We start from the raw sequence: 26,340 nt of genomic DNA on the forward strand, positions 1-26,340 counted from the left end.
GTGCGAGGTCTCCACGGGGAGAGACGAGGGGGTGCGGATTGAGCGCCGAGACCGCGGACACCGCTGAGCCGACTGGGCTCACGACAAATTCCGCCGACGCCGCGAGCCGCAGACGTGAACAACGCGGCTGGTATTTCTACGACTTCGCCTGCTCCGTCTACTCGACGAGCGTCCTGACGGTATTCCTCGGCCCCTATCTGACGTCGGTCGCCAAGGCGGCCGCCGACGCCGACGGTTTCGTGCACCCGCTCGGCATTCCGGTGCGCGCAGGATCGCTGTTCGCCTACGCGGTCTCCGTGTCCGTCGTGGTCGCGGTGATCGTCATGCCGGTCGTGGGCGCCGCCGCGGACCGTACGGGGCGGAAGAAGCCGCTGCTGGCGGTCGCCGCCTATGTGGGGGCCACCGCGACCACCGGCATGTTCTTCCTGGACGGCCACCGCTATCTGCTGGGCGCGTTCCTGCTGATCGTGGCGAACGCCTCGATCTCGGTGTCGATGGTGCTCTACAACGCCTATCTGCCTCAGATCGCCGGACCGGACGAGCGGGACTCGGTCTCGTCGCGCGGCTGGGCGTTCGGATACGCCTCGGGTGCGTTGGTCCTCATCCTGAATCTGGTCCTGTACACGGGCCACGACTCCTTCGGCCTCTCCGAGTCCGACGCGGTGCGGATCTGTCTCGCATCGGCCGGCGTCTGGTGGGGCGCCTTCACCGTCGTACCACTGCGACGGCTGCGCGACCGACGGGTGACGCCGGGCGGCGAGGGGGCGGTCGGCTCGGGGTGGCGGCAGCTGATGGCCACCCTGCGCGACATGCGCCGCCATCCGCTGACACTCTCCTTCCTGTTGGCGTACCTCGTCTACAACGACGGCGTGCAGACGGTGATCTCCCAGGCCTCGGTATACGGCTCCGAGGAGCTGGGCCTCGACCAGACCACGCTGATCACGGCCGTACTGCTGGTGCAGGTGCTCGCGGTGGCCGGAGCGCTGGGGATGGGCCGGCTGGCGCGGGTGTACGGCGCGAAGCGCACGATCCTCGGCTCGCTCGTCGTCTGGACGCTGATTCTCGTCGCCGGCTATTTCCTGCCCGCCGACGCGCCGGTCTTCTTCTATCTGCTGGCCTCGGCGATCGGTCTGGTGCTCGGCGGCAGCCAGGCGCTGTCGCGCTCGCTGTTCTCCCATCTGGTGCCGCACGGCAAGGAGGCCGAATACTTCTCCGCGTACGAGATGAGCGACCGCGGACTGAGCTGGCTGGGGCCACTGGTGTTCGGAATCGCGTATCAGCTGACCGGGAGCTACCGGGATGCGATCATCTCGTTGGTGATCTTCTTCGTGGTCGGTTCCGTACTGCTCGCGAGGGTGCCGATCCGACAGGCCGTGGCGGCTGCGGGGAATCCCGTTCCGGAACGGATTTAGACGTTGAAGTGAAAGGCCGGTAGTGTACGCCTTTGGCCTGCCCGGAGGACCGTTACTGCGAGTGGAAGAAGCCAAACCGCTGGGTGACAACTTCCGTCAGATGTGACAAACCGGGCATTGGCGGGTATCTGGACCCTGGGAAACCTGATAAAGCAGCGGCACGACGGGCGACGCATGACCGGCAACGGGAATCTTTGCCGCCGACCGGACGTTGACCGGATGACGACGACAGCGACACCTGTCCTGTGGGCGACAAGCCCGGGAGGCACGATTCATGAGTGAGCGAGCTCTCCGCGGCACGCGACTCGTGGTTACCAGCTACGAGACGGACCGCGGCATCGATCTGGCCCCGCGCCAGGCGGTGGAGTACGCATGCGAGAACGGACATCGATTTGAGATGCCGTTCTCGGTAGAGGCGGAAATTCCGCCGGAGTGGGAGTGCAAGGCGTGCGGCGCCATGGCACTCCTGGTGGACGGGGATGGCCCCGAGGAGAAGAAGGGCAAGCCTGCGCGTACGCACTGGGACATGCTCATGGAGCGGCGCACACGCGAGGAGCTGGAGGAGGTGCTGGCCGAGAGGCTGGCGGTTCTGCGCTCCGGAGCCATGAACATCGCCGTGCATCCGCGGGACAGCAGGAAGTCTGCCTGACCGCGTAACACCGCAGTACGACAGAGCCGCGGGCTGTGGCACACCTGGCGTGTGTCACAGCCCGCGGCTCTGTCGCGTCACGGTCCGGTATCAGGGAGTCAGCGGCGGCCGGGGGCCCTCGTCGGGGCTGGGGCCCGGCCGTGTGCCGTCCTGGCGGATGACCTCACCCGGCACGATCTTTCCGTCCGGCCGGTGAATACGGGCCTGCTGGAAGGCGTCGGAGAGGCTGCCGGGGCTCGCGGCTCGCATGCGGCGCTCCAGCGACCGTTCCGCGTACCGGCCCATCGTCGAACGGACCGGCGGCACGAGCAGCAGCAGCCCCGCCACGTCCGAGATGATCCCCGGGATCAACAGCAGCAGCCCGGCCAGCATCAGGAAGCCGTTGCCCTTGCTGCCCGAGGGTGCGGCCTGCGGAGCGGCGGCCCCGGGCTGCCCCGGCATCTGCTGGAGCGTCTCGGTGAGATTGCGGAAGGCCCGGCGGCCGGCCCGCTTCATCACCGCGGCCCCGAGCACGATCCCCGCCACCAGGAGCAGCAGCACGGTGAACCCGCCCGCCGTGTCGGCCACGACGGTGAGCAGCCAGATCTCCAGCACCGCCCAGGCGGCGATGGCGAGAGGGACGAAGGTACGGGCGCGTGAGCGCCTGGGGGCGGTCGGGGGCGGTGTGCCGGTCGTCATGGTCCCCAGTGTGCCCGTACGGGCGTCCGATCGGCGTATGGGGGGGGTGATCACGAGCGGCGGACCGGCGCCCGCCGCCTTCGGTGGCTCAGGTCGCCTTGCGGCCGAGGACCCGGTTCGTACGGGAGGTGACACCCCAGGAGGTGACCCGCCAGAGCGCCTCGACCAGGATGTCGCGGCTCATCTTCGAGTCGCCGATCTCGCGGTCCACGAAGGTGATCGGGACCTCGACGACGTGATACCCGGCGTCGATGGCGCGACGGGCCAGGTCGACCTGGAAGCAGTAGCCCTGCGAGGCGACCCGGTCGAGGCCGATGCCCTCCAGGGTCTCGGTGCGGAAGGCCCGGTAGCCGCCCGTGACGTCCCTGGTCCGCAACCCGAGGAGGAGACGGGAGTACGTACTGCCGCCGCGGGAGATCATTTCCCGGGACTTGGGCCAGTTGACCACCCGTCCGCCCGGCACCCAGCGGGAACCGAGCACCAGGTCGGCACCCTTGAGCGCAGTGAGCAGACGGGGCAGTTCCTCGGGCTGGTGGGAGCCGTCGGCATCCATCTCCACCAGCACGCCGTAACCGTTCTCGATGCCCCAGTGGAAGCCCGCGAGGTAGGCCGCGCCCAGCCCTTCCTTGCCCTTGCGGTGCAGCACCTGGACCTGGTCATCGCCCGCGGCGAGCTCGTCGGCGACCTTGCCGGTGCCGTCGGGGCTGTTGTCGTCGGCGACAAGGATGTCGGCTTCCGGTACAGCGGCGCGCACCCGGCTCACGATCGGCTTGATGTTCTCGGCCTCGTTGTAGGTCGGAATGATCACCAAGGTTCTGCCGAGCGGGCCGTATCGCCTCTGACCGCCGTCGTTCACTTACTGCCCCTTAAGTCCGTACGCAGGTGCACACCATATCCAGCGGGCGGGGGCCCGATACCGACGCGGTCGGGCGGGAGCGGACACCGCCACGGACAGAAGGAGGGAAGTACGGACAGACCCCCTGACGGGAACCCACGGGAACTACGGATGGGGGCCCAGCGCCCTTCGGGCCGACCTGGGACCCGCCGGCTGCGGGTCGACCTAGAGCCGTTGTCTACTGAACGTCCGGGCCCCACCCGGGTCGCACCTACCGTCCGGCTGAAACCTTCCCTCGCCCCCGAGGCGCGGGCGCTGAACCTGGCTGTCAGTGGTGGTGCGCCGGTGCGGCACACCACCCCATGACCCAGCGGCGTTCGACGACTGCGTGGAGGTTTAACCGGTCGGACGTCCTGTGGTGGACTCGGCCGAACCTACCGGCCGGTGGGCACTTTCTGTCAATAGCCGCCTGACCTGCAATGTTTACGGAACTTGCCTGGTCAGTAGCGAAGATCCGCAGGTCGCGGCGGAGCGGGGACGTCTTCGATCGGCGGTACGAAATGTCCGGACGTCACTCGTTCGGCCGAACGTAGACATTTTGTCCGAAGACTGCGGTGCTCAGGCAGACCGGGAGCTCGGCGCCCGGGGTGAGGTCCGGCAGGCCGGGCGTTCCCGACCTCGGGTCGGTGGACCAGCGGGCGACCCGGTCGTCCGGGGCCTGGACCACCAGGTCAGCGGTACGCCAGATCGCATAGTCGGCCGGTGCGCCGGGCACCAGGATCCCCGCGTCGTCGCGGCCGACGGCCCGCCAGCCGCCCCTGGTGTGGGCGGTGAAGCCGGCCCGCACGGAGATCCGGTGCTCGGGCGTGCGATGGAATGCGGCGGCCCGTACGGTCCCCCACGGGTCCAGCGGGGTCACGGGGCTGTCCGAGCCGAAGGCCAGGGGCACACCGGCCCGCAGGAGCGCCGCGTACGGATTGAGGGTCCTGGCCCGCTCGGCGCCGAGCCGCTGCGCGTACATGCCCTCCTCGCCACCCCAGGCCGCGTCGAAGGCAGGCTGCACGGAAGCGGTCAGACCCAGCTCCGCGAAGGCGGCGACGGTCTCGGGGGTGAGCATCTCGGCATGCTCGATGCGGTGCCGGGCGGCCCGGATCCGGGCCAGGCCGAGCGTCTCGGAGGCGGCCCGGACGCCCTCCACCACGGCGGAGACCGCCGCGTCGCCGATGGCGTGGAAGCCGGCCTGCAGCCCGGCCTCGGTGCAGGCGGTGACATGGGCGGCGATCCGCGCCGGGTCCAGGTGGGCGGTGCCCGTCTGTCCGGCCGGACCGTCGGCGTACGGCTCGTGCAGGCAGGCGGTGTGCGAGCCGAGCGAGCCGTCGACGAAGAGGTCCCCGGCGGCGCCGATCGCACCGAGTTCCCGGATGCGGCGGGCGTCCTTCTCGTCGCCGACCTGCTGGGCCCAGTAGCCGAAGACCCGTGGTCCGCTCTCCTGCGCGGCAAGTTCGAGCAGCGCTACGAAGTCCTCCTCGTCGGAGATGTCCGGGCCGCCGCACTCGTGGACGGTGCCGATGCCGAGCGACGCGGCGTGGCGCAGAGCGGCGCGCTGGGCGTCGGCGCGCTGCTGCGGCGAGACGGCGCCGTGGGCCGCGGAGCGCACCGCGTGGTGGGCGGCGCCGGTCAGCGGGGCGTCGGGGTGGTACCCGGCCAGCTGGGTGACGCCCGGGACCAGGTCCAGCAGGGCCGTGGTGACGACCGCGGAGTGCACATCGATACGGGGCAGGTACACGGGCCGTCCACCGGCGGCCGCGTCGAGCTCGCCGCGCGACGGCGGGCGTTGCTCCGGCCAGCGTGTGGCGTCCCAGCCGTGGCCGAGGACGACCCGGTCCGCGGGGTGCGCCGCCACGTACGTGCGCAGGAGACCGAGCGCCTCGTCCAGGGTCCGGGCACCGGAGAGGTCGAGGCCGGTGAGGGCCAGGCCGGTCGATGTGGTGTGGACGTGGGCATCGGTGAACGCGGGGGTGACCAGCGCACCTTCGAGGTCGATCACTTCGTCGACGCCGCCGGCGAAGGCGTCGGCGGCCCCTTCCGAGCCCACCCAGGCGACATGGCCGCGTTCGACCACCATGGCGGTGGCGAAGGGGTCGGCGGGGCTGTGGACGTCTCCACCGCGCAGCAGCACGGTGCGGTGTTCGCTCTGGGGGGCGGTGCTCTCGGTCATGGGACCAGTCTCGCGCCTGCCCGGACCCGCGCGTGCCGCGACCCCCTCAGATCTGCGGGGGCCGGGCCTCGTACGGCGTGGAGAGTACGACGGTGGTCCGGGTGGAGACACCGGCCAGCGAGCGGATCCGGGTGAGCAGGTGTTCCAGCTCCAGCGGGGTCGCGACACGCACCTTGAGGATGTAGTTCTCGTCACCCGCGACGCTGTGACACGCCTCCAGCTCCGGGACGCCCGCGAGCCGCTCCGCGATGTCGTCCGGCGCGCTCGGGTCGAAGGGTTTCACCGAGATGAACGCGGTGAGCGGCAGGCCGACGGCCTCGGGGTCGACGACCGCGGCATAGCCCCGGATCACCCCGCGCTGCTCCAGCCTGCGGACACGCTGATGAACCGCCGAGGTGGACAGGCCCGTGGCCTTGCCCAGGTCGGTGTAGCTCATCCGCCCGTCCTTGACGAGCAACTCCACGATCTGTCGGTCCAGCTCCTCCATACGGATCAACCTATTGCCCCAGGTCCCTCCAGGCACAGCGGTGAGGGCTCCGGAAGGGCACCTGCGGCGGGCATGTGACGAATGCCACAGGTTTACGGGTGGGTAGTCGACCCCTTCGCGGTTACGGCCGATGCTCGACGGGAAGTGCTTGCTGTGGTCGAGGCCGTGGCGCCTTGTCGGCCCACCCGAGGGGGGAATTTCCCATGCAGAGCCTGAAGCTCACCGTACGTACCGAACCGGAGCCCATTGATCCGGTAGAGGACACCGCTGGCGACGCGTACGACATGTTCGAGATGTACCGGGTGATCTGCCCGGACTGCGTGCAGCCGATCGCGCTGCTGGCGGACGAGGACGTACTGCCGGAGCACGCGCTGTGCCCGACTCCGTGGAATCCGTTCGTTCTGACGGTCTGTGCCGGTACCGGCCGCGCGGCGTCCCAGGCACGGCCCGCCGACGAGTCGCTCGACCTCCAGGAGCAGGAGACGGCCCTGCTGTTGACGCTCCCTCAGGGACTTGACTGGCGAATGCAGCCGTTCTCCCATGCCGGCGGCCCCGGCTCGCGCCCGCTGCGAGTGCCGCAGATGCGGCGCGACGCCGCCTGAGGGCCCTTCCCGCACCTGCGCGGGACCGCCCGGTCACATCCGGGCCCATCCGGCACACTTGCGCTGCACCACGACGGCTCGGCCGACGTGGTGCCCGCTGTCGATGAAACTCCGCCGCCCGGGGACCCGGCGAACGGGCTCTCGAATCGGCCGGGCAGTGACCCGGGCCCGCCCCGCACCGTTGGCCAGGCATGACCCTGCTGCACTCAACGGCCGGTCCCGGTCGCCGACGTCTCGCCGCTCCGACTGCCGAAGAATCGGTTCCGCAGCCCGGTTCACAGCCGGTGCCGCAGCCCGTGTCCCCCCGGTCCACGCCGCGACCGGCGCCGCACTCCACCGATCCGCCCATCTACCGGTCCCTGCTGCGTCATTGGGAGGGCACGGGACGGACCCTGCCGGGCCGCCATGACCAGGAGTGGAACCGGATCATGACGACACCCGTATGGTCGAAGCGACCGCTGCGGGTCAGCGCGTCTCAGGACCCGCGAGGTGGCGCGCGATGACCATCCGCTGGATCTGATTGGTGCCCTCGACGATCTGCAGCACCTTGGCCTCGCGCATCAGCCGCTCGACGGGGAAGTCGAGGGTGTAGCCGTATCCGCCGAGCACCTGGACCGCGTCGATGGTCACCCGCATGGCCGCGTCCGTGCAGAACAGCTTGGCCATGGCCGCCTGGCGCGAGAAGGGCCTGCCCTCGTCGCGCAGCCGGGCCGCCTCCAGGTAGAGCGCCCGGCCGGCTTCGATCTGGGTGGCCATGTCGGCGAGCATGAAGCGCAGGCCCTGGAAGTCCGCGATGGGCCGGCCGAACTGCTGCCGCCCGGTGGCGTAGGCGATGGCCTCGCTCAGGGCGGCCTGGGCGACGCCGATCGCACAGGCGGCGATACCCAGGCGTCCGGAGTCGAGTGCGGACAGGGCGATCGCGAAACCCTGCCCCTCCTCGCCGATCCGGCGGGCGTCGGCGACCCGTACGCCGTCGAAGTTCAGCTGGGCGGTGGGCGAGCCCTTCATGCCCATCTTCTTCTCGGGGGCGGCCGCGTTCAGCCCCTCGGCGTCACCGGGGACCAGGAAGGCCGTGATGCCGCGTGCACCCTCGGCTCCGGTGCGGGCCAGGACCGTGTAGAAGTCGGCGATGCCGCCGTGGGTGATCCATGCCTTGGTGCCGGTGATGACCCAGTCGTCGCCGTCCCGTACGGCCTTCGTACGGAGCGAGGCGGCATCGGAGCCCGAGGCGGGCTCGGAGAGGCAGTAGGCGCCCAGCAGGCCACCTCCCAGCATCGCCGGGAGGTGTTCGGCCTGCTGCTCCTTGGTGCCGTATCCGGCGAGCGCATGGCAGGCGAGGGAGTGGACGCTGACACCGAGACCGACGGTGAGCCGGGCGGCCGCGAGCTCTTCGAGGACCTGGAGGTAGACCTCGTACGGCTGGTCACCACCGCCGACGGCGGAGTCGTAGGGCAGTCCGAGCAGTCCGGACTCGGAGAGCAGAGTGAAGACTTCGCGCGGGAACCGGCCGGCGTCCTCCTCCTCGGCCGCCCGCGGCGCGATCTCTCGCTGGGCGATGTCGCGGACGAGCGCGACTAGCTGCCTGGACTCCTCGGTGGGCAGACGGCGTTCCACCAATTGCGGGGCACGGTCGGTCATGACGGCGCTCTCCTCCCTGTCGGGCGTTGCGACGGTCGCGCGCGCGGGGTGTGGGCGGCGCCGCCGGGGGGCTTCCGGGCACGGCCCGGAGAAGCACTGCAGCCCAACCGATGCCGGCCTCCCGGATTTCGAGAGTCGCTGGCCAGCGGCTGTGGCGGCTTGAGTATGCCCGATCGGACGATATCCGTCACGGGGTGACCGAGCGACTCGGCGACGAGCGGGGCGGCCACCGGAATTGGTCCGAACCATTGACCCAACTGGTCTAGTCCATCTACGGTTCCACCGAACCGGATTTTCCGCGTTCATGCCAAGTCCGCGGAGGGCCGAAAACTCGCCCCCCACTACCGAGTTCCCTCCCCCACGAGGAGACAAGATGTTCGGACCGCACAATCCCCGCGCCCGCCTCCGGGCGCTCGCCGCAGCCGCCTGTACCGTCGCCCTCGGCGCCACCATGCTGGGTGCCGCGGGCACCGCATCGGCCGGCTCGGCCCTCACCGCCACACAGGCCGCGGCCCCTGCAGCCGCCGTCGCCGCCCCCACAGCGGCCGGCGACAAGGTGGTCGGATACTTCACCAACTGGGGTGTCTACCAGCGCAATTACCACGTCGAGAACATCGAGACGTCGGGCTCGGCCTACAAACTCACGCACATCAACTACGCCTTCGGCAATGTCACCGGCGGCAAGTGCGCGATCGGCGACTCGTACGCCGACTACGACAAGGCGTACACGGCCGACCAGTCGGTCGACGGCGTGGCGGACACCTGGGACCAGGACCTGCGCGGCAACTTCAACCAGCTGCGCAAGCTGAAGAAGCTGCACCCGAACCTCAAGGTCATCTGGTCGTTCGGCGGCTGGACCTGGTCCGGCGGCTTCGGCGAGGCGGCGAAGAACCCGGCCGCGTTCGCCGAGTCCTGCCACAACCTGGTGGAGGACCCCCGCTGGGCCGATGTCTTCGACGGCATCGACATCGACTGGGAGTACCCCAACGCCTGCGGTCTGACCTGCGACACCAGCGGACGCGACGCCTACGGCAACCTGCTGGCCGCGCTGCGCGCCAAGTTCGGTGCGGACAGCCTGGTCACCTCGGCGATCTCCGCCGACGGCTCCGAGGGTGGCAAGCTCGACGCCGTCGACTACGGCCGTGCGTCGAAGTACGTCGACTGGTACAACCCGATGACGTACGACTTCTTCGGCGCCTGGGACGCGAAGGGGCCGACCGCCCCGCACTCCCCGCTGACCTCCTACAGCGGCATCCCGAAGGAGGGCTTCAACAGCGAGGCCGCCATCAACAAGCTGAAGGCCCAGGGCGTACCGGCCTCGAAGCTGTTGCTCGGCATCGGCTTCTACGGCCGCGGCTGGACCGGTGTAACCCAGGACGCGCCCGGCGGCACCGCCACCGGAGCAGCCCCCGGTACGTACGAGGCGGGCATCGAGGACTACAAGGTCCTGAAGACCAGTTGCCCGGCCACCGGCACGATCGCCGGTACGGCGTACGCACACTGCGGCACCAACTGGTGGAGCTACGACACCCCGGCCACCATCGCCACGAAGATGGACTACAAGAACCAGCAGGGGCTGGGAGGCACCTTCTTCTGGGAGCTCAGCGGCGACACCACCAATGGCGAGCTGATCAAGGCGATCGACTAGTCACTGTGCAAGGTCCTGCCAGGCGTCGAGCGCAGTTCGGCGACAGGACCCGGGAGCGGGGAGCGGGGCGGCGGGCCGATCGGCCTTCCGCCCCGTTTCATCCGTGATGGCCTGACCCTTCAGGGGTCCAACAGGCCGTGGTTCACGCGGCGTTCCCGCTGCGGCCGAAGCTTGCGTGACTCACTCCGGCATGATGGTGCCGCACCCGCCCCACCATCACCGACCCTCGTCTCCCCGACGTCGCCCTGCCCACACCGGTCATTCGCCGCGGGGGTGGCGAATGAGTGTGCCGGCGAGGTAGTGGTCGGGGTGTTCGTCGCAGCAAGAGCTGTGCCGCGCCATTGCTTGACCCGATGCGGGCATCGTGCGACAACGTTGCCGCGCCGGTAGGCGGCTTCGCGGAAGCCGCAGTGGCGTTCACGGCACCTGGCCCGGCGTACGAGCCGCGATGCGCAGCCGGACCCCTGTCCACAGCACTGCTAGCTCTGCTCGATGTGCAGATGAATCGGACCCCGCAGGACCGGGCTGGGCCGGTACGGCGGCGGGTCGGTCACCAGCCTGGGCCGGTCGAGTCGGCGCACCAGTTCGCTGAGTGCGATCTGGGTTTCCAGCCGGGCCAGCGGGCCGCCGAAGCACAGGTGGATGCCGCTGCCGAACCCGAGGTGCTGGTTGTCCTGTCGATCGGGGTCGAAGCGGTCGGGATCGTCGAAGCGGTCCGGATCGCGACTGCCGGAGGCGAGCATGAGCATGATCTGGGAGCCCTTGGGGATGACGGTGTCAGCGATGGTGATGTCGCTGTACGCCGCCCGCCAGGGGACGATGTGGACGGGGGGCTCGTAGCGCAGCAGCTCCTCGACCAGTCGCACGATCAAGTCCGGTTCGTCGCGGAGCCGTTGGAGTACGTGCGGGTGGCGCAGAAGCGTCAGCATGCCGTTGGTGATGAGGTTGACGGTGGTCTCATGGCCGGCGATGAGCAGCAGGTTGGCGGTGCTGATGATTTCCTCGTCGGTCATCCGCCCGTCGGGCCCGTCGTCGTTGGCCAGCCGTGACAGCAGGTCGTCGCCGGGCCGGTCGTGGCGTGGCTCCAGCAGCCCACCGAGATACTGGTGCAAGTCGTCGGTGGCCTGCGCGCCAAGGTTCAGTTTCTCCGGCGGGTCGGTCTTCGGGTCGTAGTCGAGCGAGTCGATGATGGCGTTGACCCACTGATGGAACCGTGGTTCGTCGTCGCGTGGCACGCCGAGCAGGTGGCAGATCACGGTGACGGGGAACGGGTAGGCGAAGTCGTCGACGATGTCGACCAGCTGCGTGTTCGCGAAATCGTCGATCAGGCTGCTGACGATCTCGGTCAGCTGGGGTTGCATGCCGGTCACCAGCCCCGGGGTGCACGGGGGGCCGAAGTGGCGCATCGCCAGGCGCCGCAGGCGGTCGTGCTCGGGCGGGTCGATGTTGATGAACGAAGGCGTGTCGCGCCTTTCGGCTGCCGGCGTCGGCCGCGACAGGTTGCGGACGTCTGAGCTCAGGTGCGGGTTGTGCAGTATGTCGGTGATCTCGCGGTAGGTGCTGATGACGTAGCTGCCGTCCTCCTGCAGGGCCACCGGGGTCTTGCGCAGCTCGGCGTACAGCGGGTACGGGTCGGCACGGGCGGAGTAGTCGAGGATTCGGTGCAGGGTGCTGGTCTCGGACATGTCGCCTTCCCTCCTACCGGTGGGTCCGCACGGCCGTGACGTGCCGCTCGCTCGGGTCATGGCCGGTGACCACTACCGTGGCGCCCTGGCTGAGCAGGACGGGGCCGGGGAAGTCGACGGGCACCGGCTTCGCGTCAACAGGTTGGTCGGGTGTGGGGCAGGGTGGCGGGAAGGGCGCGGCCGTCTCGATCAGCTTTCGGTAGTGGTCCAGCCACTTCGCGTTGTTGAAGCTGACCGCCGCGGTGACACGGCCCTGGTAGCCGTACGCGGCGACGAAGCGGTGGTCGGGCACTGAGCCCTGGGTGACAACGACCTCGTCGGCGAAGGTCGGTACACCGACGGACTTGATGTTGACACCGAACTGGATGGACCAGAACGCCGGGATGGCCAGGTGTGGCCAGCGGTCCGCCTGAGCGTTGACCATGTTGTGTGCCGCGATGTCGGCCTGTTCCACGGCGTTGGCCCAGTGTTCCAGTGAGATGAAGCGGTACTCGTAGACCGGGTGCGGGCAGCGTGCCACGTCTCCGGCGACGAAGACGTCATCGGTGACCAGGCCGTTGAGGTCGAAGGCGCGGCAGCCCGAGTCGCAGGCGATTCCCCATACACCTACCGCCAGTCCCGAGTCCTGCAGCCAATCGGTGTTGCGGATGCCGCCGAGCGCCACCACCGCCACGTCGGCGTCGACGGTGCTGCCGTCGGAGAAGTGAGCGCGGCACAACCGCCCCTGCGCGTCACCTTCCAGCTGAGTGACCTTGACACCGCAGCGCAGGTCGACGCCGTGGGCACGCTGCATGTCTGCGGCAACGTCACCGATCATGGCGCCAAGTGCCCCGACCAGCGGGGCGGGTCCGAGCTCAGCGACGGTGACCGAAATATCACGCTCGCGGCAGATGGAGGCGATCTCCGAGCCCGTGAAGCCCGCGCCGATGATCAGTACGCGGGAGGGGCCGGCGGCGAGTGCTTGCTGCAGGCCGTCGGCGTCCCCGCGCGTGCGGACGACGAAGACGCCGTCCAGGGAGGCTTCTGCCTCGACGGGCCAGGGCCGGGCGCGCACTCCTGTGGAGATCAGCACTCGGTCGAAGGCGACCTCGTTGCCGTCGGCGAGGTGCACATGATTGGTCGCCAGGTCAAGGCCGCTGGCGGGCACGCCCAAAAGCCACTGCGCGTCGATGTCGCGACGCCGCGGCAACTTGGTGCCGTCGGTCGGCACCCACCCGGTCAGCACCTGCTTGGACAGAGGGGGCCGGTCATAGGGCTCTCCCAGCTCGTCGCCGATCATGGTCAACGACCCGGTGAACCCCTCACCACGCAGAGCCTCCGCGGCCCGCAGTCCTGCCAGTGAGGCTCCGACGATCGCGATGCGGCCGTCGCGCTTGAACCCCTGAAGGGTGTGAGCGCTGCTCATGACGGCGACGCCTCCGCCGGCGCGTCCCGCTCGTTCAGCTGGTCGACGAGAATCGCCTGGAGCGGGCACGCTGCCGCAGCGCGTTCCATCTGTTCGCGCTGGGAGTCGTCGGGGTTCGGGTGATACATCAGCGCTTCCTCGCCGTGCATCCGGAACACTTCTGGGGCAAGGAATGCGCACTGCGCGTAACCCTGGCATCGGGAAAGATCTACGACAACCCTCATGCCGACCCTCCGTTTCAGGGGCTGCAGAGCTGCGGTCTTGGAGGTAGCACCGCGTCGGCGCGCCAAACGCGAGGGTGGGTCTCCGAGAAAGAAAATCGGCTGTTGCCCGCCCCTTCGAGTGCGAAGGTGACAGCGGCGCTCATCAAAGGTCTCCGCAGGTAGAACTGGTCATCTCGAACCTGGCGACCGGTGTCTGCGACACCACCTGGAGAACCTGACTGGTGTCACCAGCGTATCCCTCGCACATACCGCTCGCATGCCAGAAAAGGGGCAGGCACCAGGCGATGGCCGCGTAGACGGCCATCGCCTGTGAGGGAGGAACGCCATGAGAACCATCGTCGCGGGCCCTCAGCCGCACGCTGCCTCCGAGACCCGATGGTGGCTGGGCAACGTCCGGTTGCCCTGCGTCGGACATGGCTGAGCGGCCTTGACCGCGAGAGCAGCCGGCAAGCACCGAAGGGCCGAAGCAGCCCGTAACCCGACCGTGTGACGTGCCCGCCTGAAACACGGCTGTATGGCGCGGCGATCCGACCACCGGCGGCACAGGGTGCTTTCGTCTGGTGCGCAGGTCTGCGTCAGTTCCTGTGTGCCCGTCCTGGTGGGCAGGCCGAGGCCCCCTCCCTCATGTGCGTCGCCTGTTCCCGCAGGCGCTTGTCGCGTGGGCGGGCGCACCCTTCGAAACCGCCTGAGGAGAGATCGTGGCAGGTAGCGCCGACGAAAACCGCGGGACCGTGTCCGCGCAACTTCTCAGGGGTCAGAAGGCGCTGGTGACCGGTGCCAACTCGGGTATCGGCATGGCGACCGCCATCGCCCTGGGCCGGGCCGGAGCGGACGTCGTCGTGAACTACGTCGCCGGCGCGGACGAGGCCGAAAAGGTCGTGGCGCAGATCAAGGACTTCGGGGTCCGTGCCTACGCCCACGAGGCCGACGTGTCCGACGAGGCCCAGGTGGTCGCCATGGTCGCCCGGATGGTCGAGGCGTTCGGCACCATCGACATCATGGTGGCCAACGCGGGGCTCCAGCGGGACGCGGCCGCTACCGAGATGACGCTCGCCCAGTGGCAGAAGGTCATCGATGTCAACCTGACCGGTCAGTTCCTGTGCGCCCGGGAGGCCGCCAAGGAGTTCCTCCGGCGAGGCGTGGTGGAAGAGGTGTCCCGCGCAGCCGGGAAAATCATCTGCATGAGCTCGGTCCACCAGATCATCCCATGGTCGGGACATGTGAACTACGCCTCTTCCAAAGGCGGTGTGGCCATGTTGATGCAAACCCTCGCCCAGGAGCTCGCCCCTCAGCGGATCAGAGTCAACGCGGTTGCACCCGGCGCGATCCGCACACCGATCAACCGCGACGCCTGGTCGAGCCCCGAGGCCGAGGCCGATCTCCTGCGGCTGATCCCGTACCGCCGCGTCGGCGACCCGGAGGACATCGCCAACGCCGTCGTCGCCCTCGCCTCCGACCTGCTCGACTACGTCGTGGGCGCCACGCTCTACGTCGACGGGGGAATGACGCTCTTCCCCGGCTTCGCCACCGGCGGCTGACTGCCGATGCAGGACCACGTCACCGCCCGCCGGGTGATGAACCTCGGCGAGAGCACCGGGCCGATCGCCGTCGCTCCCCGCAGCAGTCACCGGTCACGGTGACCCCGTTTCGCGTTCGCAGCGTCCGACGGGCGCGTCGACGCTCAACCGCGGCATGCGGTCAGCGCCCCTGCTCATGGTCGAGGGCCTCATCGAGGGTGACGGCGGCCATGATCAGCGACAGGTGGGTGAACGCCTGTGGGAAGTTGCCCAGTTGCTCCCCACTCGGACCGACTTCCTCGGAGAAGAGTCCGACGTGGTTGGCGTACGTCTGCATCTTCTCGAAGGTGTAGCGGGCCTGGGGCAGCCGGCCCGCCCGGGCGAGCGCGTCCACGTAGAGGAAGGTGCACAGACTGAAGGTGCCTTCCGAACCGCGTAGCCCGTCCGGAGATGCCGCCGGGTCGTAGCGGTAGACAAGGCTGTCGGAAACGAGCCTGCGGTCCATCGCATCGAGTGTGGACAGCCAGGAGGGGTCCCTGGGGGCGATGAACGCAACCCTCGGCATGAGCAGCAGCGAGGCGTCCAAGACGTCGCCGTCGAAGTACTGGATGAATGCGCGCTCCGTCTCGCTCCAGCCGCGTTGCATGACCTGCTCGAAGACGGCGTCTCTCGCTCTGCGCCATCCCTCCAGATCAGCGGGCCTGCGGAAGGTCTCGGCCAGGCGAAGCCCGTGGTCGAAGGCGACCCAGGACATCACCCGGCTGTAAGTGAAGTCCTTTCGGCCGCCGCGGGTCTCCCAGATGCCCTCGTCCGGTCTGTTCCAGTTCTCGGCGAACCAGTCCAATGTTCTGGCCAGTGCCCGCCACCCCTGGTAGGTGGCCTGTTGCGCGATCTCGCCCCCTTGCGCCAGCGCGTATACCGCCTCGCCATAGATGTCGAGCTGAAGCTGGTCGGCAGCGCCGTTTCCGATGCGGACGGGGAACGAACCGCGGTAGCCCTCGAAATGATCGAGTATCTCTTCCGGCAGTTCGGGGTTGCCGTCGATCCGGTACATGGTCTGCAACGGCTCTCCGTCCTCGCCCTCGCGTTCGCGCAACCTGTCCACCAGCCAGTGCACAAAGGCTGTGGCTTCCTCGACGAAGCCGAGATCCAGCATGGCCCGCACGGACAGCGCCCCGTCACGCACCCAGGTGAACCGGTAGTCCCAATTGCGCTCTCCGCCGACCTGCTCGGGCAGACCCGTCGTGGCCGCCGCGATCAAGGCGCCGGTGGGGGCGTAGGTGAGGAGTTTGAGGGTAATGACCGAGCGGTGCACGAGCTCGGGCCAACGGCCCCGGTAGCGGGACTGGCACAGCCACTGCTGCCAGAAGCGGACGACCTCCTGGACCTGTTCTGTCAGCCCGTCGACGGTGGGGGAGGCAGGCGCCTCGGCGCCGGACGCGCAGACGGTGAAGACCGCGCCGTGGGACTCACCGGCCCTCAGCGTCACCTTGCCGCGCACGTCCTGGCCGTCCCGCTCCAACGGGAAGGTGGCCTGCAGGTGCCCATCGATCCCCGGAGCCCGGAACAGGGCGCCTTGGCCATCGAGTTCGAGCTGATGCTCGGCCCGGCCGTAGTCGAAGCGCGGCCGGCATTCGAGCGTGAAGTCGACGGTGCCCCGCACGGCGCGTACACCGCGAATCAGGGTGTGGCGGTCCGTGGGGGTGCGGGTCTGGTCCGGAGGCATGAAGTCGACCACTTCGCCCACGCCGTCCGGCGACATGAACCGCGTCACCAGGACGGCCGTGTCGGGGTAGTAGAGCTGTTTGCAGGAAGCGCCGGTTTCCTCGGGCGCCAGACGAAAGTACCCACCGCGGTCGTGGTCGAGCAGTGCGGCGAAGATGCTGGGAGAGTCGAATCTTGGAGCGGCGAACCAGTCGACGACGCCCCGCGACGAGACGAGCGCGGCGGTCTGCAGGTCACCCACCAGACCGTGCTCGGCGATGGGGGGATAGCGGTCCATGGCTGCTCCGGAGTTTCGGAAAACACCCCGCCATCCACGATCCCTCACCCCAGCCGTCCGCACCAATCGCAGCCTCACGCCGTCACCGGTGTCATGCGACGCGGAAGCCGCCTCGTACTCCCGCAACGGCACGAGCGCACGACGCCCGGCAAGAACGAGAAGGAAACGGGTGCCGTCGGCCTCCCCCGGCGGTCCGTAGCTGCGAGCCGGCGGCGAGATGCGCTGCTTCGGCCTCGGCCTGGTCGGCGACGGTGTGTGTCCACAACGTCACGTCATGCAGCCCGGCCCGTCAAGCGTCCGACGGAGCCGGTCGGCTGCAAGCCGGGGGTTCGGACAGTCGGGTACGACCAGCAGTTCGATCTTCATGCCTTGAGCGTTGTGCGTATCGGGGCTGGGCAGCTCAGGTGCAGTCAGTCGCATCCGGGGCGGCAGCCGCAGAGCGCGGATTCCGCGACGGCAGTGGGCGTCGGGGGATGTGCTGGGCGCGCGGCAGCCCTTGCTCTGCCAGGCGTCGTGTCCTTCCTTGACGGCGATGACGACGATGGTGGTGGTCGGGCCGGCCCGGGACCAGCCGAGCAGCAGGTTGACCAGCAGGCAGGCCAGGAGCACGGCGGAGAGGTCGGCGCACAGCAGGGTCTGCCTGTGCGTCGGTCGGTGGGCAGGGTGGGCGGCTCATCGGCGGTGGTGCCGTCGGCCCGATGCGGCTGCGTCCGCACCCGTACGGGTTCGCCCTCTGCTTCGACGTCTGACCACTGTGCGGTCGTGAGTGTCCCGGGCGGTTGGAACCGCCCGGGACACTCACGACGCCAGAGCGGCGCGGGCCTACCTGGCGAGTTCGGCCAGTTCGTCGAGTCGCGTCAGTTTCCGCGGGTTACGCACCACGTAGATCCGGGTGACACGCCCGTTCTCCACCACAAGGCTCACCGCAGCCGGCTCGCCGTCGAACTCGATCCGGCCCGCAGGCGCGCCGTTGAGCCACACGGCCGTCGCATCGAACCCGGCCACCACCCGGTTCGCGCGCGCGAGCAACTTCGCCACTGGTTCGACCCCGTGGATCGGGGCCGGAGCGGCGGCCACAACCCCGCCGCCGTCAGCGATCATGACCACGTCCGGGGCCATGACATCCAGCAGTTCCTGCAACTGCCCGGTGCGCAACGCGAACAGGAACCGGTCGACCACGACCTGCTGCTCCGACCGGCTCACCGGCACCCGTGGCCGCCGTGCTGCCACGTGCTCGCGTGACCGCCGCGCGATCTGCCGCACCGCGGCCGCGGACTTCCCGATGGCCTCGGCGATCTCGCCGTACGGCATGTCGAAGACCTCGCGGAGCACGAACACCGCCCGTTCGGTCGGCCCGAGCGTTTCGAGCACGGTCAGCATCGCGATCGAGACGCTCTCCGCGAGCTCGACGTCCTCGGCGACATCAGGGCTGGTCAGCAGCGGTTCCGGTAGCCACTCACCAACGTATTCCTCGCGGCTGCGCGAGAGCGTTCGCAGGCGGTTGAGCGCCTGCCGTGTGACGATTCGGACAAGGTAGGCCCGCGGGTCACGCACCTGCGAGTGATCGACGTCGGCCCACCGCAGCCACGACTCCTGCAGCACGTCCTCCGCGTCGGCCGCCGACCCGAGCATCTCGTAGGCGACCGTGAACAGCAGGGTGCGATGGGCGACGAACGGGTCGGCGGTCATGCCGTCGACGCCACGCCGGACTTCGTGGGACGCGCGGCCGGCGGAATCTCGCAGGCATCGGAGTAGCCCTGCGACGTGATCCCGTGCGCCGTATTGCACCTGGCCGCCATGTTGGCGAAGCCGATGAACACGGTGAGCTCGACCAGTGCCGCCGGGCCGAGCCGGTCGAGCAGGCGCTTCGACAGCTCGTCGGTGACGGTCGGCGGCGTGTTCGTCATGGCCTCGGCGTACTCGAGCACGTCGCACTCCAGCGGCGTGAACACCTCCGACTGCCGCCAGCGCGGCACCTGGCTCGCCTTGGCCGGGTCCAGGTTCTGGTTCAGCGCCTGGAAGTAGTTGATGTCGAGGCACCAGCTGCAGCCGACCTGTGCCGCGACGGCCATGTGCGCAAACGTCTTGAGGCTCGCGTCGGCCATGTCCCACGCGCCCACCTTGGCCGAGAACTCCTGGTTGGCCTCGGCGAGCTCGGGGTGGTTCCACAGCACCTCGACGGGCTCGGGCACGGCCCCGAGCTGCTTGATCATGTTTTCGCGGAGCTCGGCGGTGAGCTCGGCCTTCGGGACGCGGAGCGTCATGGTGTTCTCCTTGTACGTATGCCTGCTTGGCCGTTCGGCATGAAGACACCGCCGGACCCGCGCATGTGACAACCACCGCCATCGCGCACGGATCGTCAGCGCAGGGACCGCAGGCAGCTCCTTGGCCGCGAACGAACTGCTCATGCCGGGCCGTGCTGCGGCCCTCACCGGTGCATCGGAGTCGGGGGCCGTACTCTTCGCCGCACTCGCCTGCGCTGGATTCATCCGCTCCGGTATCGGCAGCCGCCTCGCGCCGCCGGCTGCCCGGGTTGCGGGCGGTGGCGAGCGTGCAGTCATGGTGAGCACCGGCGCGAGCGGCCTGCTTCTGCTCGGCGCCACCGCAGCGTCCACGAAAGTGGGCTCCGTAGCCCTCGCCGCCAACTCCTCCGTGCCCGCCGACGTCGGAGCCCGCCCTGCGGAGCACCCGGAGCCGTCGGCCCGGGGGCCGCGACGCGAGTGGCTGCCTGCCGTGACCCGATCTGCTGCGCAGGCCGTGGGATCGGGCCGTCAGGCGGCTCGGGCTGTCTGAATACCACCCGCACGACCTGCGGCACAGAGGACCACCGTGACCTCGGCGGGCGTCGTGTCCATCCGCGAAGTGTCGCGCCGGCTCGGGCATCGCTCGGTCGAGGTCACGGTGGACAAGTAGGGCCACCTCGCCCAGGACGGCCAGGAACGCTGCCGTCAGGTGGTCGAGGCGGCCGTGGCGCCGCACATGATCACAGCAGGCCGAGTGACTTCAGAACCCGGCGCTGACTCGGTGCCGGGTGAGCGGGCCAGTAGAGGTAGCAGACACCGCCCGTACCGCTTCTGACCTTGCCGTTCGCGTCGTAGCGCTTGGTGCGGAGCCAGATCGTCCAAATGGGAGGGCGTCGCATACCATGCGACGCCCTCTTACGCAAACATGCAGGTCACAAACGGGGGGCCGTGTGAGACCAGTGAAGTGCAGACGTGCCCGTGCCGACTCGGTGCTGACTTCCGTTGCCGTCCATTCCGGACCGTTCGAGTGCCTCGCGCTGGTTCGGTGCTGACCCCGTGCCGCTCGTCGCCCGGCAGGCGGAGGCCCTTACCTACCGTGACGAGACGATCCCGATCACCCAGTACGGGACATAATCGCGCATGCAGCCGAGGCCGACCGCAGCACGGCACCCCACAGAGGCGACTTCATGTATTCGGCGTCCGTCTTTTCATTTCCCTCTCGCCCCATCAGGTTATTAATGGCAGATGCCAGCATAACCATTGCCGCAACCTCTTCCTCTGACCTGAGAACGGTCCCAAGTGTCGAGGCGGGATCATCCAAGACCAGAGTGTCGTCGTAAAGGATATTTAGATTCATGGAGAAATCGTCATAGAAACCTTCCTGCGGGTAAATCCGCTCGACCCAAACTCGACGTTGATATTCTTTGTCCGCGAGCGCACCAACTGCAGAAATGACATTTCTGCGCATATCTGGAAAACTCACGCTATTCAATTCGGAGAGTTCCACGTCTTCCATTTCACCCAATCCTTGAGCGGGATGTGAGCCTCGAACGCATTCGACTTTATATCCCCTTCTATGATACCGCCATTTCGTCCGATGATCCTTCCGCCAGAGTTGATGACGACGTGGTCCACCTGCTGGTATGGCTGGGAATTGTTCGGGTTTCCCTTATCAATGCGGACTCCGTTTCCCTTGCCATCGTTCCAGCGCCAACCGACACCCTTCTTAGTGGCCTTTCCTCCACCGAAAACTTCAGGAACCTTACTGCTCGCGGACTCAGGAATCCATGATGGCGTCCCGGAATGCACAGGCTTACTGCCCGCCGACTCACTGTTGGCTTTTGCCTCATTGAGCGCTTTCCCTAGCCCGTTACTGAACCGCTCTGCTCCTGCTGTTGCGACGTATGCGCCACCTACCATCAAGCCTGCCCCGAAGGCGGCAGCGGGGGCTCCTGCGAGGCATCCGGCCCCACTGAGGCAGACCATGACACCACCTACAGCATCGACGCCGCCTTGAAGCATGCCTGCAACCCCGAGTGTGAGTTCGAGGGTTCCCCACCAAATATCTGGTGTGGTGACGATGGCAGTGCCGTAGTTGACGACGGTATCCGTTGCGCCTTTTAGCCACCCTTTCCAGCCAACTCCTCTATCGGTGTCACCAGTGCTGCTGGTGTGGCTGGTTCCGTGCGTGCCTCCGCTGCTTCCGCCCGGAGCCGCCCCCGGCACCGGGCCTCCCTGTCCGGTCGGGTTGCAGCTTGCCGAGTGGTTACCCCCATAGCAGTTGTCACTCCCTGCTATTCCTCCCCCCTGTCCGGTCGGGTTGCAGCTTGCCGAGTGGCTACCCCCATAGCACGCTAGCCCGGTTGGGTCGCTCATAGTGACGGGGGTGTTGTTCGCGTAGCTGTATCCGTTGAGAGACTGGTTCTGGCTTAGGGACAGGATGGGGTCCACGCTGATGAACTGGCCGATTCCCGGGTCGTACTCGCGAGCCCCTACGTGCGTGAGCCCAGTTGTGGTGTCGGCAGACTTGCCGAGGAATCCCTTGTCATCCGGCCAGGCCGTGGGCCCGGCGTCCCGGGTGGAGCCGAAGGGGGAGGTGTAGCGCTTGGTGACGGCCCAGGTGGTGGGTTCGAGTACAAGGGTGGCTGTTCCGTGGGGGTCTGAGCAGAGGAAGTTGAGTTTGGTACCGGACACTCCTCTGGTGGCGGTGCGAACCGCGATGGTCTTGCCGGCACCGGTGTAGTAGCGGGTGCCGGACAGGATTTTTGTGGTGCCCTTGGTGGTGAGGCGGACTTCCGTGCCACCGAGGTACAGCACGGTGTCGCCGTCTCCAGTGGTGCGCCGGATGAGAAGTTCGCCGTCTGCGTCGTACAGGTAGTTGGTTTCCAGCTTTGGCTTGCTGTCGACGGCGGGCTCGCTGGTGGAGACGAGTTTGCCTTCGGAGTTCCAGACCAGGGTCTGCTGGGCCTGAGTGCCGGGCCGGCTGGTGGTGTTGCCCGTGTCGTCGTACTCGTAGGTGCTGGTCTTGGGGCCGGTCGTCTTGGTCAGTGGGTGGGGCTGGCCGGTGGTGGTTCCGTACTTGTACGACGTTGTCGTGTCACCCGAGGAGGTGTGTTGCTTCTCGCTCTCGCGCTGGCCGGATGTGTAGTAGGTGTAGCTGGTCCAGTATGGAGCCGCACCGTCGAGGTTGGCGGTGGTGCGCCCGCTCTTGGCGCAGTCTGCGGTCTTGGGGGTCCAGGCTTCGGTCAGGCGGCGGTTGCCGTCGTATTCGAAGCATTGGTAGTCGGCCTTCGCGGTGCCGCCCTGGGTGCTGGCGTCGAAGATGGAGGTGACGTTTCCGGCGTCGTCCTGGGTGTATTTCAGTTCCTGGGGCATGTAGCCGTGGACGTCGTCGGTGACGTAGGAACGGGTCAATCGGCGGGTGCCGTCCTCGTAGTCGTAGTTGAGGTAGGCCTTCTTCGCCGAACTGGTGGAGTCGGTGCCCAGCGCGAGCTGGCGCAGGTCTCCCTGGGGGGAGTAGGCGGCTGTCTGGAGGTAGGCGGTGGTGCCCTGGACGGCGGTCTGCTGGCCGAGGGCGTTGTACTTGTTGGATATGGTCTCGGCGGAGAGGCCTGCGACGGCGGGCTGGGATGCCTGCTTGACGGTTCCGTCGATGTTGTAGCCGGTGGTGAACGACAGCGTCTTGGGAACCCCCGCCGTGACCAGCGGGTCGGTGTCGGGCAGGATCAGCTGGCTGCCGGTGACCTGGTAAAGGTTGTCGTAGGCAGTGACCTTGGTCGTGTACGCCTTGCCGGTCAGGCCGCCCTCGTAACGGGTGGCCGTGTCCTGCTGTCCCTTGGCCAAGTCGTCGAAGGCCCAGGAGGCGAGCTGGGTGGCATCGGACTTGGTCCCGTCCCACAGGCCGGTCTGGCGGCCGAGGTTGTCGTACTCGGAGATCAGGGTCTTACCGCGGGAGTCGCTGGTGCTGGTGACCTGGTCGAGCGCGTTGTAGTGGGTGTGCGAAGTGCCCTTGTCCGGGTCGGTGGCGCTGTCCTGGCGTCCGAAAAGGTCGTACGTGTAGGACCACTTGGTCTGGTCGGGCCCGGTGATGATCTTCTGTTGACCGGCCGGGGTGTACTCGTAGCCCGTGGTGGTGTAGTCGCTGCCGGTCGCCTGTGGTCCTGCGTACTCGCGGCGCTCTGTCGTCTGCCCCAGTGCGTTGGTGGTGATCATCGTGGCCTGGCCCCCTGCTGGGGCGCTGTTGGACACGGTGTCACCGGTGTAGTCGGTCTTGGTCTTGAAGCGTTCGACACCCCGAACCTTGGTCACCGACAAGGTGGCACGCCCGGCGCCGTCGTAGGTGGTGTCGCTTTCCATGGGCGCCTGGCCGCCCTCGGTTCCAACCAGTTTCCCGGACGGGACTGTCTTGTCCGCCCAGATGTCCGCCAGGCTGGTGACCGAGAGGCCTCGCTCGTCGTACAGGGTCTCGGCGACGATGGTCCCGCCGTTGGGCGAGGGGGTCTGCGTCTGCCGGGGCCGCAGCAGGGAGTCGTAGATCTCGTAGGCGGTGTTGTAGCCGGAACCGTCGCCCTTGAGCGAGCCGGTCGAGACCCACGGTGTGTCCGTGGCCGTGATGCTGTAGTTGTAGACGTAGTTCGGGGTGGCGTTCAGGACCTTGAGCCGGTTGGGCAGCCACACCTTGGTGACCCGGCCCAGCGAGTCGTACTCGGACTCGGTTGTCTTGCCGTTGGGGTCGGTGACCTTGGTGACAGCGCCGGTCGCGAAGTTTACCTCTGTGGTCGTGGTGTAGCCCTTGATGTTGGTGCTCGTGCTGGAAGTCAGGGGGCCGATCTTGCCGGACGGGATGTATCCCGCGGTTGTGACGAGTGCGTCGTTGGTGTCCTTGACGGTGAGAGGCCGGCCGAGGATGTCGTAGGTCGTGGTGACGAGCTTCTGGAACACCGGCGCGTCATCGAGGCCGTAGGACTTGGCCCGGCCCGTCCACTGGACTTCACCCTTGGTGGGCTTCTGTGTCGCACTCCAGGTGGTGGTGTCGTACGCGGTGGCGATGTCGGAGATGACGTCGCCGGGTTTGGTGGAGTCCGGGGGCAGGTCCAGCGCGGAGTCCGCGGTGGAGCAGGGCTTGGTGACCGTGCGTGTGCGCGCTGCCAGGGAGTTGATGCCCAGGGTGTCGTTGCGGGCGTACCAGGTGCGGGTGCACTTCTCGTCACCCGTTACGGCGTCGTCGCCCTTGTCCTCGACGGTTTCGGGCATGCCGTAGTCGTCGAAGGTGGTGACGGTGGAACGGACCCGGTCCTTGGGCGTGCCGCTGCTGGTGATATTGGTGCGGGTGTGGGTGGCGGCGGTGCGCACGTAGTACGCCTCGGTGTCGGCGTACGACTTGTGCTGTGTTGCTGTTCTCTTCGACCACGGGTCGTTGATGGTGCCGCCGACCTCGTTGACACCGTTGTAGGTGACCGTTTCGCGGGTGAATCCGGCGTACGGTTCGGAGTCAGTGATCTCTGCGGCCTTGATACCGGTGGCCTTGACGCTCTTCCGTTTGTCCGGGTCGAGGGTTTTCCCGTCGTCCTTGAGGACGCGGTCGCCGTTCATACCGCGCATGTAGACGGTGACTGTCTTCGACTGGGTCTTGCCCGGAACGCCGGTGAGGTGGGTGACCTGACCGAAGCCGCGCCAGATGGACCAGGTGCGTTCCTTCTCCTTGGTCATCGGGTCGTCGTTGTAATGCCAGGCACCGCCACCGGAGTAGGTGTAAGTGTTCTGTACGGCTTCGGACCCGCCGTGCGGGTCGGTGGTGGACACCGAGGAGACCGGGTACTTCTGGAACCAGTCCAGGATCGGTGTCTTCTCCCCGTTCGGGGACCAGAACACCGGGTAGCAGCGTCCGGTGTTCTGGTCCGGGCGGGGCAGGGTGTCCCTGGAGGTGCAGCCGGCGTCCATGTAGGTGACGCTGGTCTGTGCCCCGGCCTCGGACGTGACCGTCTTCAGCCGTGGCTTTTCCAGGGACAGGATGTCGTCGGTGGGTGAGTCGACACGGTTGGGGTGGGACTCAGGGGTGAAGACGACTGGGTCCAGGGCGAGGTCGGTGCCGCGCTTGCCGGTGTGCTTGATCTCGTCCAGCCATAGTGACTGGTCCGTCGAGTCACCCGTGTCGCCAGGATCGATGTAGTGCTGCTTCAGTGTCCAGTTGTCCACGGCGGAGAAGCCGGGGGTGGGCGCCGCGGCATCCCAGGCATAGGTGGTGATACCGGTCATCCGCTTGCGAGAGAAGAAGGTCGGGCCGACGTTGCCGGTGCACTTGCCACCGTCCTTGCAGACGGCGTCGAACGGAACGTCCGGCCAGTTGTCCCGGGTGTCCTCGGTCAGGGAATCACAGCCGGTGCCTGATGCGTCACAGCGTTCGTCGTAGGTGAAGGTGACCTTGTTCGAGGCGGGCTGGGTGGCGAAAAGGCCGTCGGCTCGCTGCCCGTAGCGGATCTCCTTCAGGTACCCGCCTCGGATGTAGGGGGTACCGGTGTTGTCGTCGCCAAGCTGGTCGTAGTTGTTGGTCTCAGCCGTGTACCAGTACGACATGGCGTTCTTGTGGGTGTCCTCGACATAGTCGAGGTTCCACCGCCATGCCTGCTTCTTGGCCCGGCCGGAGAAGCTGGTGCCGTCCGCATAGCCGGGCTCGCCGGAGTCGTCGCCGAATACCGGCACTGTCCATACCGAGTCGGTGCGATCAGAAGTGCCTGCACCATCCAGCTTGTTGAGACCGAAGACGTACTTCGTACCGTCCCCCGTGGTGACAGTCCAGTACTCGCCCTTGCCATCGACGCCCGCGTCTCCCTCGTCGCCGTTCTCGGCACCGGTGGAATGCGTGACAGTGGAGGCATCGTCGTTCTTCAGCCGCCACTTGCCTGACGTGTCGTCCTTGACCAGTTCACTGGACTTGCCGTTGAGGACGAGCGAAGCATTGTCGTACTTCCAGCACAGATCAAACTTGTCTGGCTGACGGGGCTTTCCCCTTGATCGTGGACACCGGTTGTCATGCGGCGGTGGCCAGCGTAGTTGATCGTTGTTCGTAGGCGATCGGGCTGATCTGGCCGAGGCGGGAG

19 protein-coding genes and 2 pseudogenes are annotated in these 26,340 nt (G+C 67.7%); 6 read left to right on the forward strand and 15 right to left on the reverse strand.

What is annotated here, in order from left to right:
* Window positions 1–38: 38 nt before the first annotated feature.
* A complete protein-coding gene (locus tag IEZ15_RS35620; RefSeq protein ID WP_189281038.1) occupies window positions 39–1,412 on the forward strand; it encodes an MFS transporter in 1,374 nt (457 codons plus the stop codon).
* 274 nt (window positions 1,413–1,686) lie between these two features.
* On the forward strand, window positions 1,687–2,061 hold the full coding sequence (locus IEZ15_RS35625; RefSeq protein ID WP_114243432.1) for an RNA polymerase-binding protein RbpA: 375 nt from the start codon (window positions 1,687–1,689) through the stop codon (window positions 2,059–2,061).
* A gap of 90 nt (window positions 2,062–2,151) precedes the next feature.
* Here IEZ15_RS35625 and fxsA read toward each other — a convergent pair whose 3' ends face one another.
* The 4 genes from fxsA to IEZ15_RS35645 form a co-directional block, all read right to left on the reverse strand.
* Window positions 2,152–2,739 (reverse strand): FxsA family membrane protein, encoded by a 588-nt coding sequence (gene fxsA / locus IEZ15_RS35630; protein ID WP_114248881.1) that lies wholly within the window; start codon window positions 2,737–2,739, stop codon window positions 2,152–2,154.
* Between the two features lie 88 nt (window positions 2,740–2,827).
* Window positions 2,828–3,595, reverse strand: coding sequence for a polyprenol monophosphomannose synthase (locus tag IEZ15_RS35635; RefSeq protein WP_189281039.1), 768 nt, complete (start codon window positions 3,593–3,595; stop codon window positions 2,828–2,830).
* 550 nt (window positions 3,596–4,145) lie between these two features.
* The gene (locus IEZ15_RS35640; RefSeq protein ID WP_189281040.1) at window positions 4,146–5,792 is read right to left on the reverse strand and encodes an amidohydrolase; all 1,647 of its coding nucleotides are present in this window, start codon (window positions 5,790–5,792) and stop codon (window positions 4,146–4,148) included.
* Window positions 5,793–5,838: 46 nt separating this feature from the next.
* Window positions 5,839–6,279, reverse strand: a complete 441-nt coding sequence (locus tag IEZ15_RS35645) for an Lrp/AsnC family transcriptional regulator (RefSeq protein WP_024493538.1) — start codon at window positions 6,277–6,279, stop codon at window positions 5,839–5,841.
* A gap of 203 nt (window positions 6,280–6,482) precedes the next feature.
* Here IEZ15_RS35645 and IEZ15_RS35650 point away from each other — a divergent pair, with 203 nt between their 5' ends.
* Entirely contained in the window at window positions 6,483–6,881 is a 399-nt protein-coding gene (locus IEZ15_RS35650) for a hypothetical protein (RefSeq protein WP_189281041.1), read from the forward strand.
* Between the two features lie 465 nt (window positions 6,882–7,346).
* Here the strand turns inward: IEZ15_RS35650 and IEZ15_RS35655 are convergent, their stop codons facing one another.
* Complete coding sequence (locus IEZ15_RS35655) at window positions 7,347–8,519, reverse strand: acyl-CoA dehydrogenase family protein (protein WP_189281042.1); 1,173 nt, start codon at window positions 8,517–8,519, stop codon at window positions 7,347–7,349.
* Between the two features lie 373 nt (window positions 8,520–8,892).
* Here IEZ15_RS35655 and IEZ15_RS35660 point away from each other — a divergent pair, with 373 nt between their 5' ends.
* The gene (locus tag IEZ15_RS35660) at window positions 8,893–10,167 is read left to right on the forward strand and encodes a glycoside hydrolase family 18 protein (RefSeq protein ID WP_189281043.1); all 1,275 of its coding nucleotides are present in this window, start codon (window positions 8,893–8,895) and stop codon (window positions 10,165–10,167) included.
* A gap of 479 nt (window positions 10,168–10,646) precedes the next feature.
* Here IEZ15_RS35660 and IEZ15_RS35665 read toward each other — a convergent pair whose 3' ends face one another.
* Genes IEZ15_RS35665 through IEZ15_RS35675 form a run of 3 tightly spaced genes read right to left on the reverse strand, consistent with a single transcriptional unit; the run spans window position 10,647 to window position 13,481 of the window.
* Window positions 10,647–11,852, reverse strand: coding sequence for a cytochrome P450 (locus IEZ15_RS35665; protein WP_189281044.1), 1,206 nt, complete (start codon window positions 11,850–11,852; stop codon window positions 10,647–10,649).
* 13 nt (window positions 11,853–11,865) lie between these two features.
* Window positions 11,866–13,257 (reverse strand): NAD(P)/FAD-dependent oxidoreductase, encoded by a 1,392-nt coding sequence (locus IEZ15_RS35670; protein WP_189281045.1) that lies wholly within the window; start codon window positions 13,255–13,257, stop codon window positions 11,866–11,868.
* A complete protein-coding gene (locus IEZ15_RS35675; RefSeq protein ID WP_189281046.1) occupies window positions 13,254–13,481 on the reverse strand; it encodes a ferredoxin in 228 nt (75 codons plus the stop codon). The genes IEZ15_RS35670 and IEZ15_RS35675 overlap by 4 nt, the downstream gene beginning before the upstream one ends.
* 698 nt (window positions 13,482–14,179) lie before the next feature.
* Here IEZ15_RS35675 and IEZ15_RS35680 point away from each other — a divergent pair.
* The gene (locus IEZ15_RS35680; protein WP_114243441.1) at window positions 14,180–15,019 is read left to right on the forward strand and encodes an SDR family oxidoreductase; all 840 of its coding nucleotides are present in this window, start codon (window positions 14,180–14,182) and stop codon (window positions 15,017–15,019) included.
* 160 nt (window positions 15,020–15,179) lie between these two features.
* Here the strand turns inward: IEZ15_RS35680 and IEZ15_RS35685 are convergent, their stop codons facing one another.
* The 4 genes from IEZ15_RS35685 to IEZ15_RS35700 form a co-directional block, all read right to left on the reverse strand.
* Window positions 15,180–17,000, reverse strand: a complete 1,821-nt coding sequence (locus IEZ15_RS35685; RefSeq protein ID WP_189281047.1) for a glycoside hydrolase family 15 protein — start codon at window positions 16,998–17,000, stop codon at window positions 15,180–15,182.
* A 267-nt stretch (window positions 17,001–17,267) separates the two neighbouring features.
* Window positions 17,268–17,609, reverse strand: a complete 342-nt coding sequence (locus tag IEZ15_RS46880) for a hypothetical protein (protein ID WP_189281048.1) — start codon at window positions 17,607–17,609, stop codon at window positions 17,268–17,270.
* Window positions 17,610–17,822: 213 nt separating this feature from the next.
* Entirely contained in the window at window positions 17,823–18,689 is an 867-nt protein-coding gene (locus IEZ15_RS35695) for an RNA polymerase sigma-70 factor (protein WP_189281049.1), read from the reverse strand.
* Window positions 18,686–19,264, reverse strand: a complete 579-nt coding sequence (locus tag IEZ15_RS35700) for a carboxymuconolactone decarboxylase family protein (RefSeq protein ID WP_189281050.1) — start codon at window positions 19,262–19,264, stop codon at window positions 18,686–18,688. The genes IEZ15_RS35695 and IEZ15_RS35700 overlap by 4 nt, the downstream gene beginning before the upstream one ends.
* A gap of 121 nt (window positions 19,265–19,385) precedes the next feature.
* Between IEZ15_RS35700 and IEZ15_RS46885 the strand changes: the two genes are divergently transcribed.
* A complete protein-coding gene (locus tag IEZ15_RS46885) occupies window positions 19,386–19,793 on the forward strand; it encodes a hypothetical protein (RefSeq protein WP_189281051.1) in 408 nt (135 codons plus the stop codon).
* A gap of 190 nt (window positions 19,794–19,983) precedes the next feature.
* Here the strand turns inward: IEZ15_RS46885 and IEZ15_RS35710 are convergent.
* The 3 genes and pseudogenes from IEZ15_RS35710 to IEZ15_RS35720 all read right to left on the reverse strand — a co-directional run.
* A pseudogene (locus IEZ15_RS35710) lies at window positions 19,984–20,121 on the reverse strand (peptidase C39 family protein); the annotation flags it as partial.
* Between the two features lie 236 nt (window positions 20,122–20,357).
* The gene (locus tag IEZ15_RS35715) at window positions 20,358–20,759 is read right to left on the reverse strand and encodes an SCO4402 family protein (protein WP_189281052.1); all 402 of its coding nucleotides are present in this window, start codon (window positions 20,757–20,759) and stop codon (window positions 20,358–20,360) included.
* 614 nt (window positions 20,760–21,373) lie between these two features.
* Window positions 21,374–26,230 (reverse strand): annotated as a pseudogene (locus IEZ15_RS35720) (RHS repeat-associated core domain-containing protein); the annotation flags it as partial.
* Window positions 26,231–26,340 lie beyond the last annotated feature (110 nt).

This window comes from Streptomyces atratus (assembly GCF_014648655.1).
Classification (GTDB): domain Bacteria; phylum Actinomycetota; class Actinomycetes; order Streptomycetales; family Streptomycetaceae; genus Streptomyces; species Streptomyces atratus.

Coding starts and splice junctions, on each gene's coding strand:
- IEZ15_RS35625 (WP_114243432.1), top strand. CDS start 1,687: ATGAGTGAGCGAGCTCTCCGCGGCACGCGACTCGTGGTTACCAGCTAC.
- fxsA (WP_114248881.1), bottom strand. CDS start 2,739: ATGACGACCGGCACACCGCCCCCGACCGCCCCCAGGCGCTCACGCGCC.
- IEZ15_RS35640 (WP_189281040.1), bottom strand. CDS start 5,792: ATGACCGAGAGCACCGCCCCCCAGAGCGAACACCGCACCGTGCTGCTG.
- IEZ15_RS35645 (WP_024493538.1), bottom strand. CDS start 6,279: ATGGAGGAGCTGGACCGACAGATCGTGGAGTTGCTCGTCAAGGACGGG.
- IEZ15_RS35650 (WP_189281041.1), top strand. CDS start 6,483: ATGCAGAGCCTGAAGCTCACCGTACGTACCGAACCGGAGCCCATTGAT.
- IEZ15_RS35655 (WP_189281042.1), bottom strand. CDS start 8,519: ATGACCGACCGTGCCCCGCAATTGGTGGAACGCCGTCTGCCCACCGAG.
- IEZ15_RS35660 (WP_189281043.1), top strand. CDS start 8,893: ATGTTCGGACCGCACAATCCCCGCGCCCGCCTCCGGGCGCTCGCCGCA.
- IEZ15_RS35665 (WP_189281044.1), bottom strand. CDS start 11,852: ATGTCCGAGACCAGCACCCTGCACCGAATCCTCGACTACTCCGCCCGT.
- IEZ15_RS35670 (WP_189281045.1), bottom strand. CDS start 13,257: ATGAGCAGCGCTCACACCCTTCAGGGGTTCAAGCGCGACGGCCGCATC.
- IEZ15_RS35675 (WP_189281046.1), bottom strand. CDS start 13,481: ATGAGGGTTGTCGTAGATCTTTCCCGATGCCAGGGTTACGCGCAGTGC.
- IEZ15_RS35685 (WP_189281047.1), bottom strand. CDS start 17,000: ATGGACCGCTATCCCCCCATCGCCGAGCACGGTCTGGTGGGTGACCTG.
- IEZ15_RS35695 (WP_189281049.1), bottom strand. CDS start 18,689: ATGACCGCCGACCCGTTCGTCGCCCATCGCACCCTGCTGTTCACGGTC.
- IEZ15_RS35700 (WP_189281050.1), bottom strand. CDS start 19,264: ATGACGCTCCGCGTCCCGAAGGCCGAGCTCACCGCCGAGCTCCGCGAA.
- IEZ15_RS35715 (WP_189281052.1), bottom strand. CDS start 20,759: ATGGAAGACGTGGAACTCTCCGAATTGAATAGCGTGAGTTTTCCAGAT.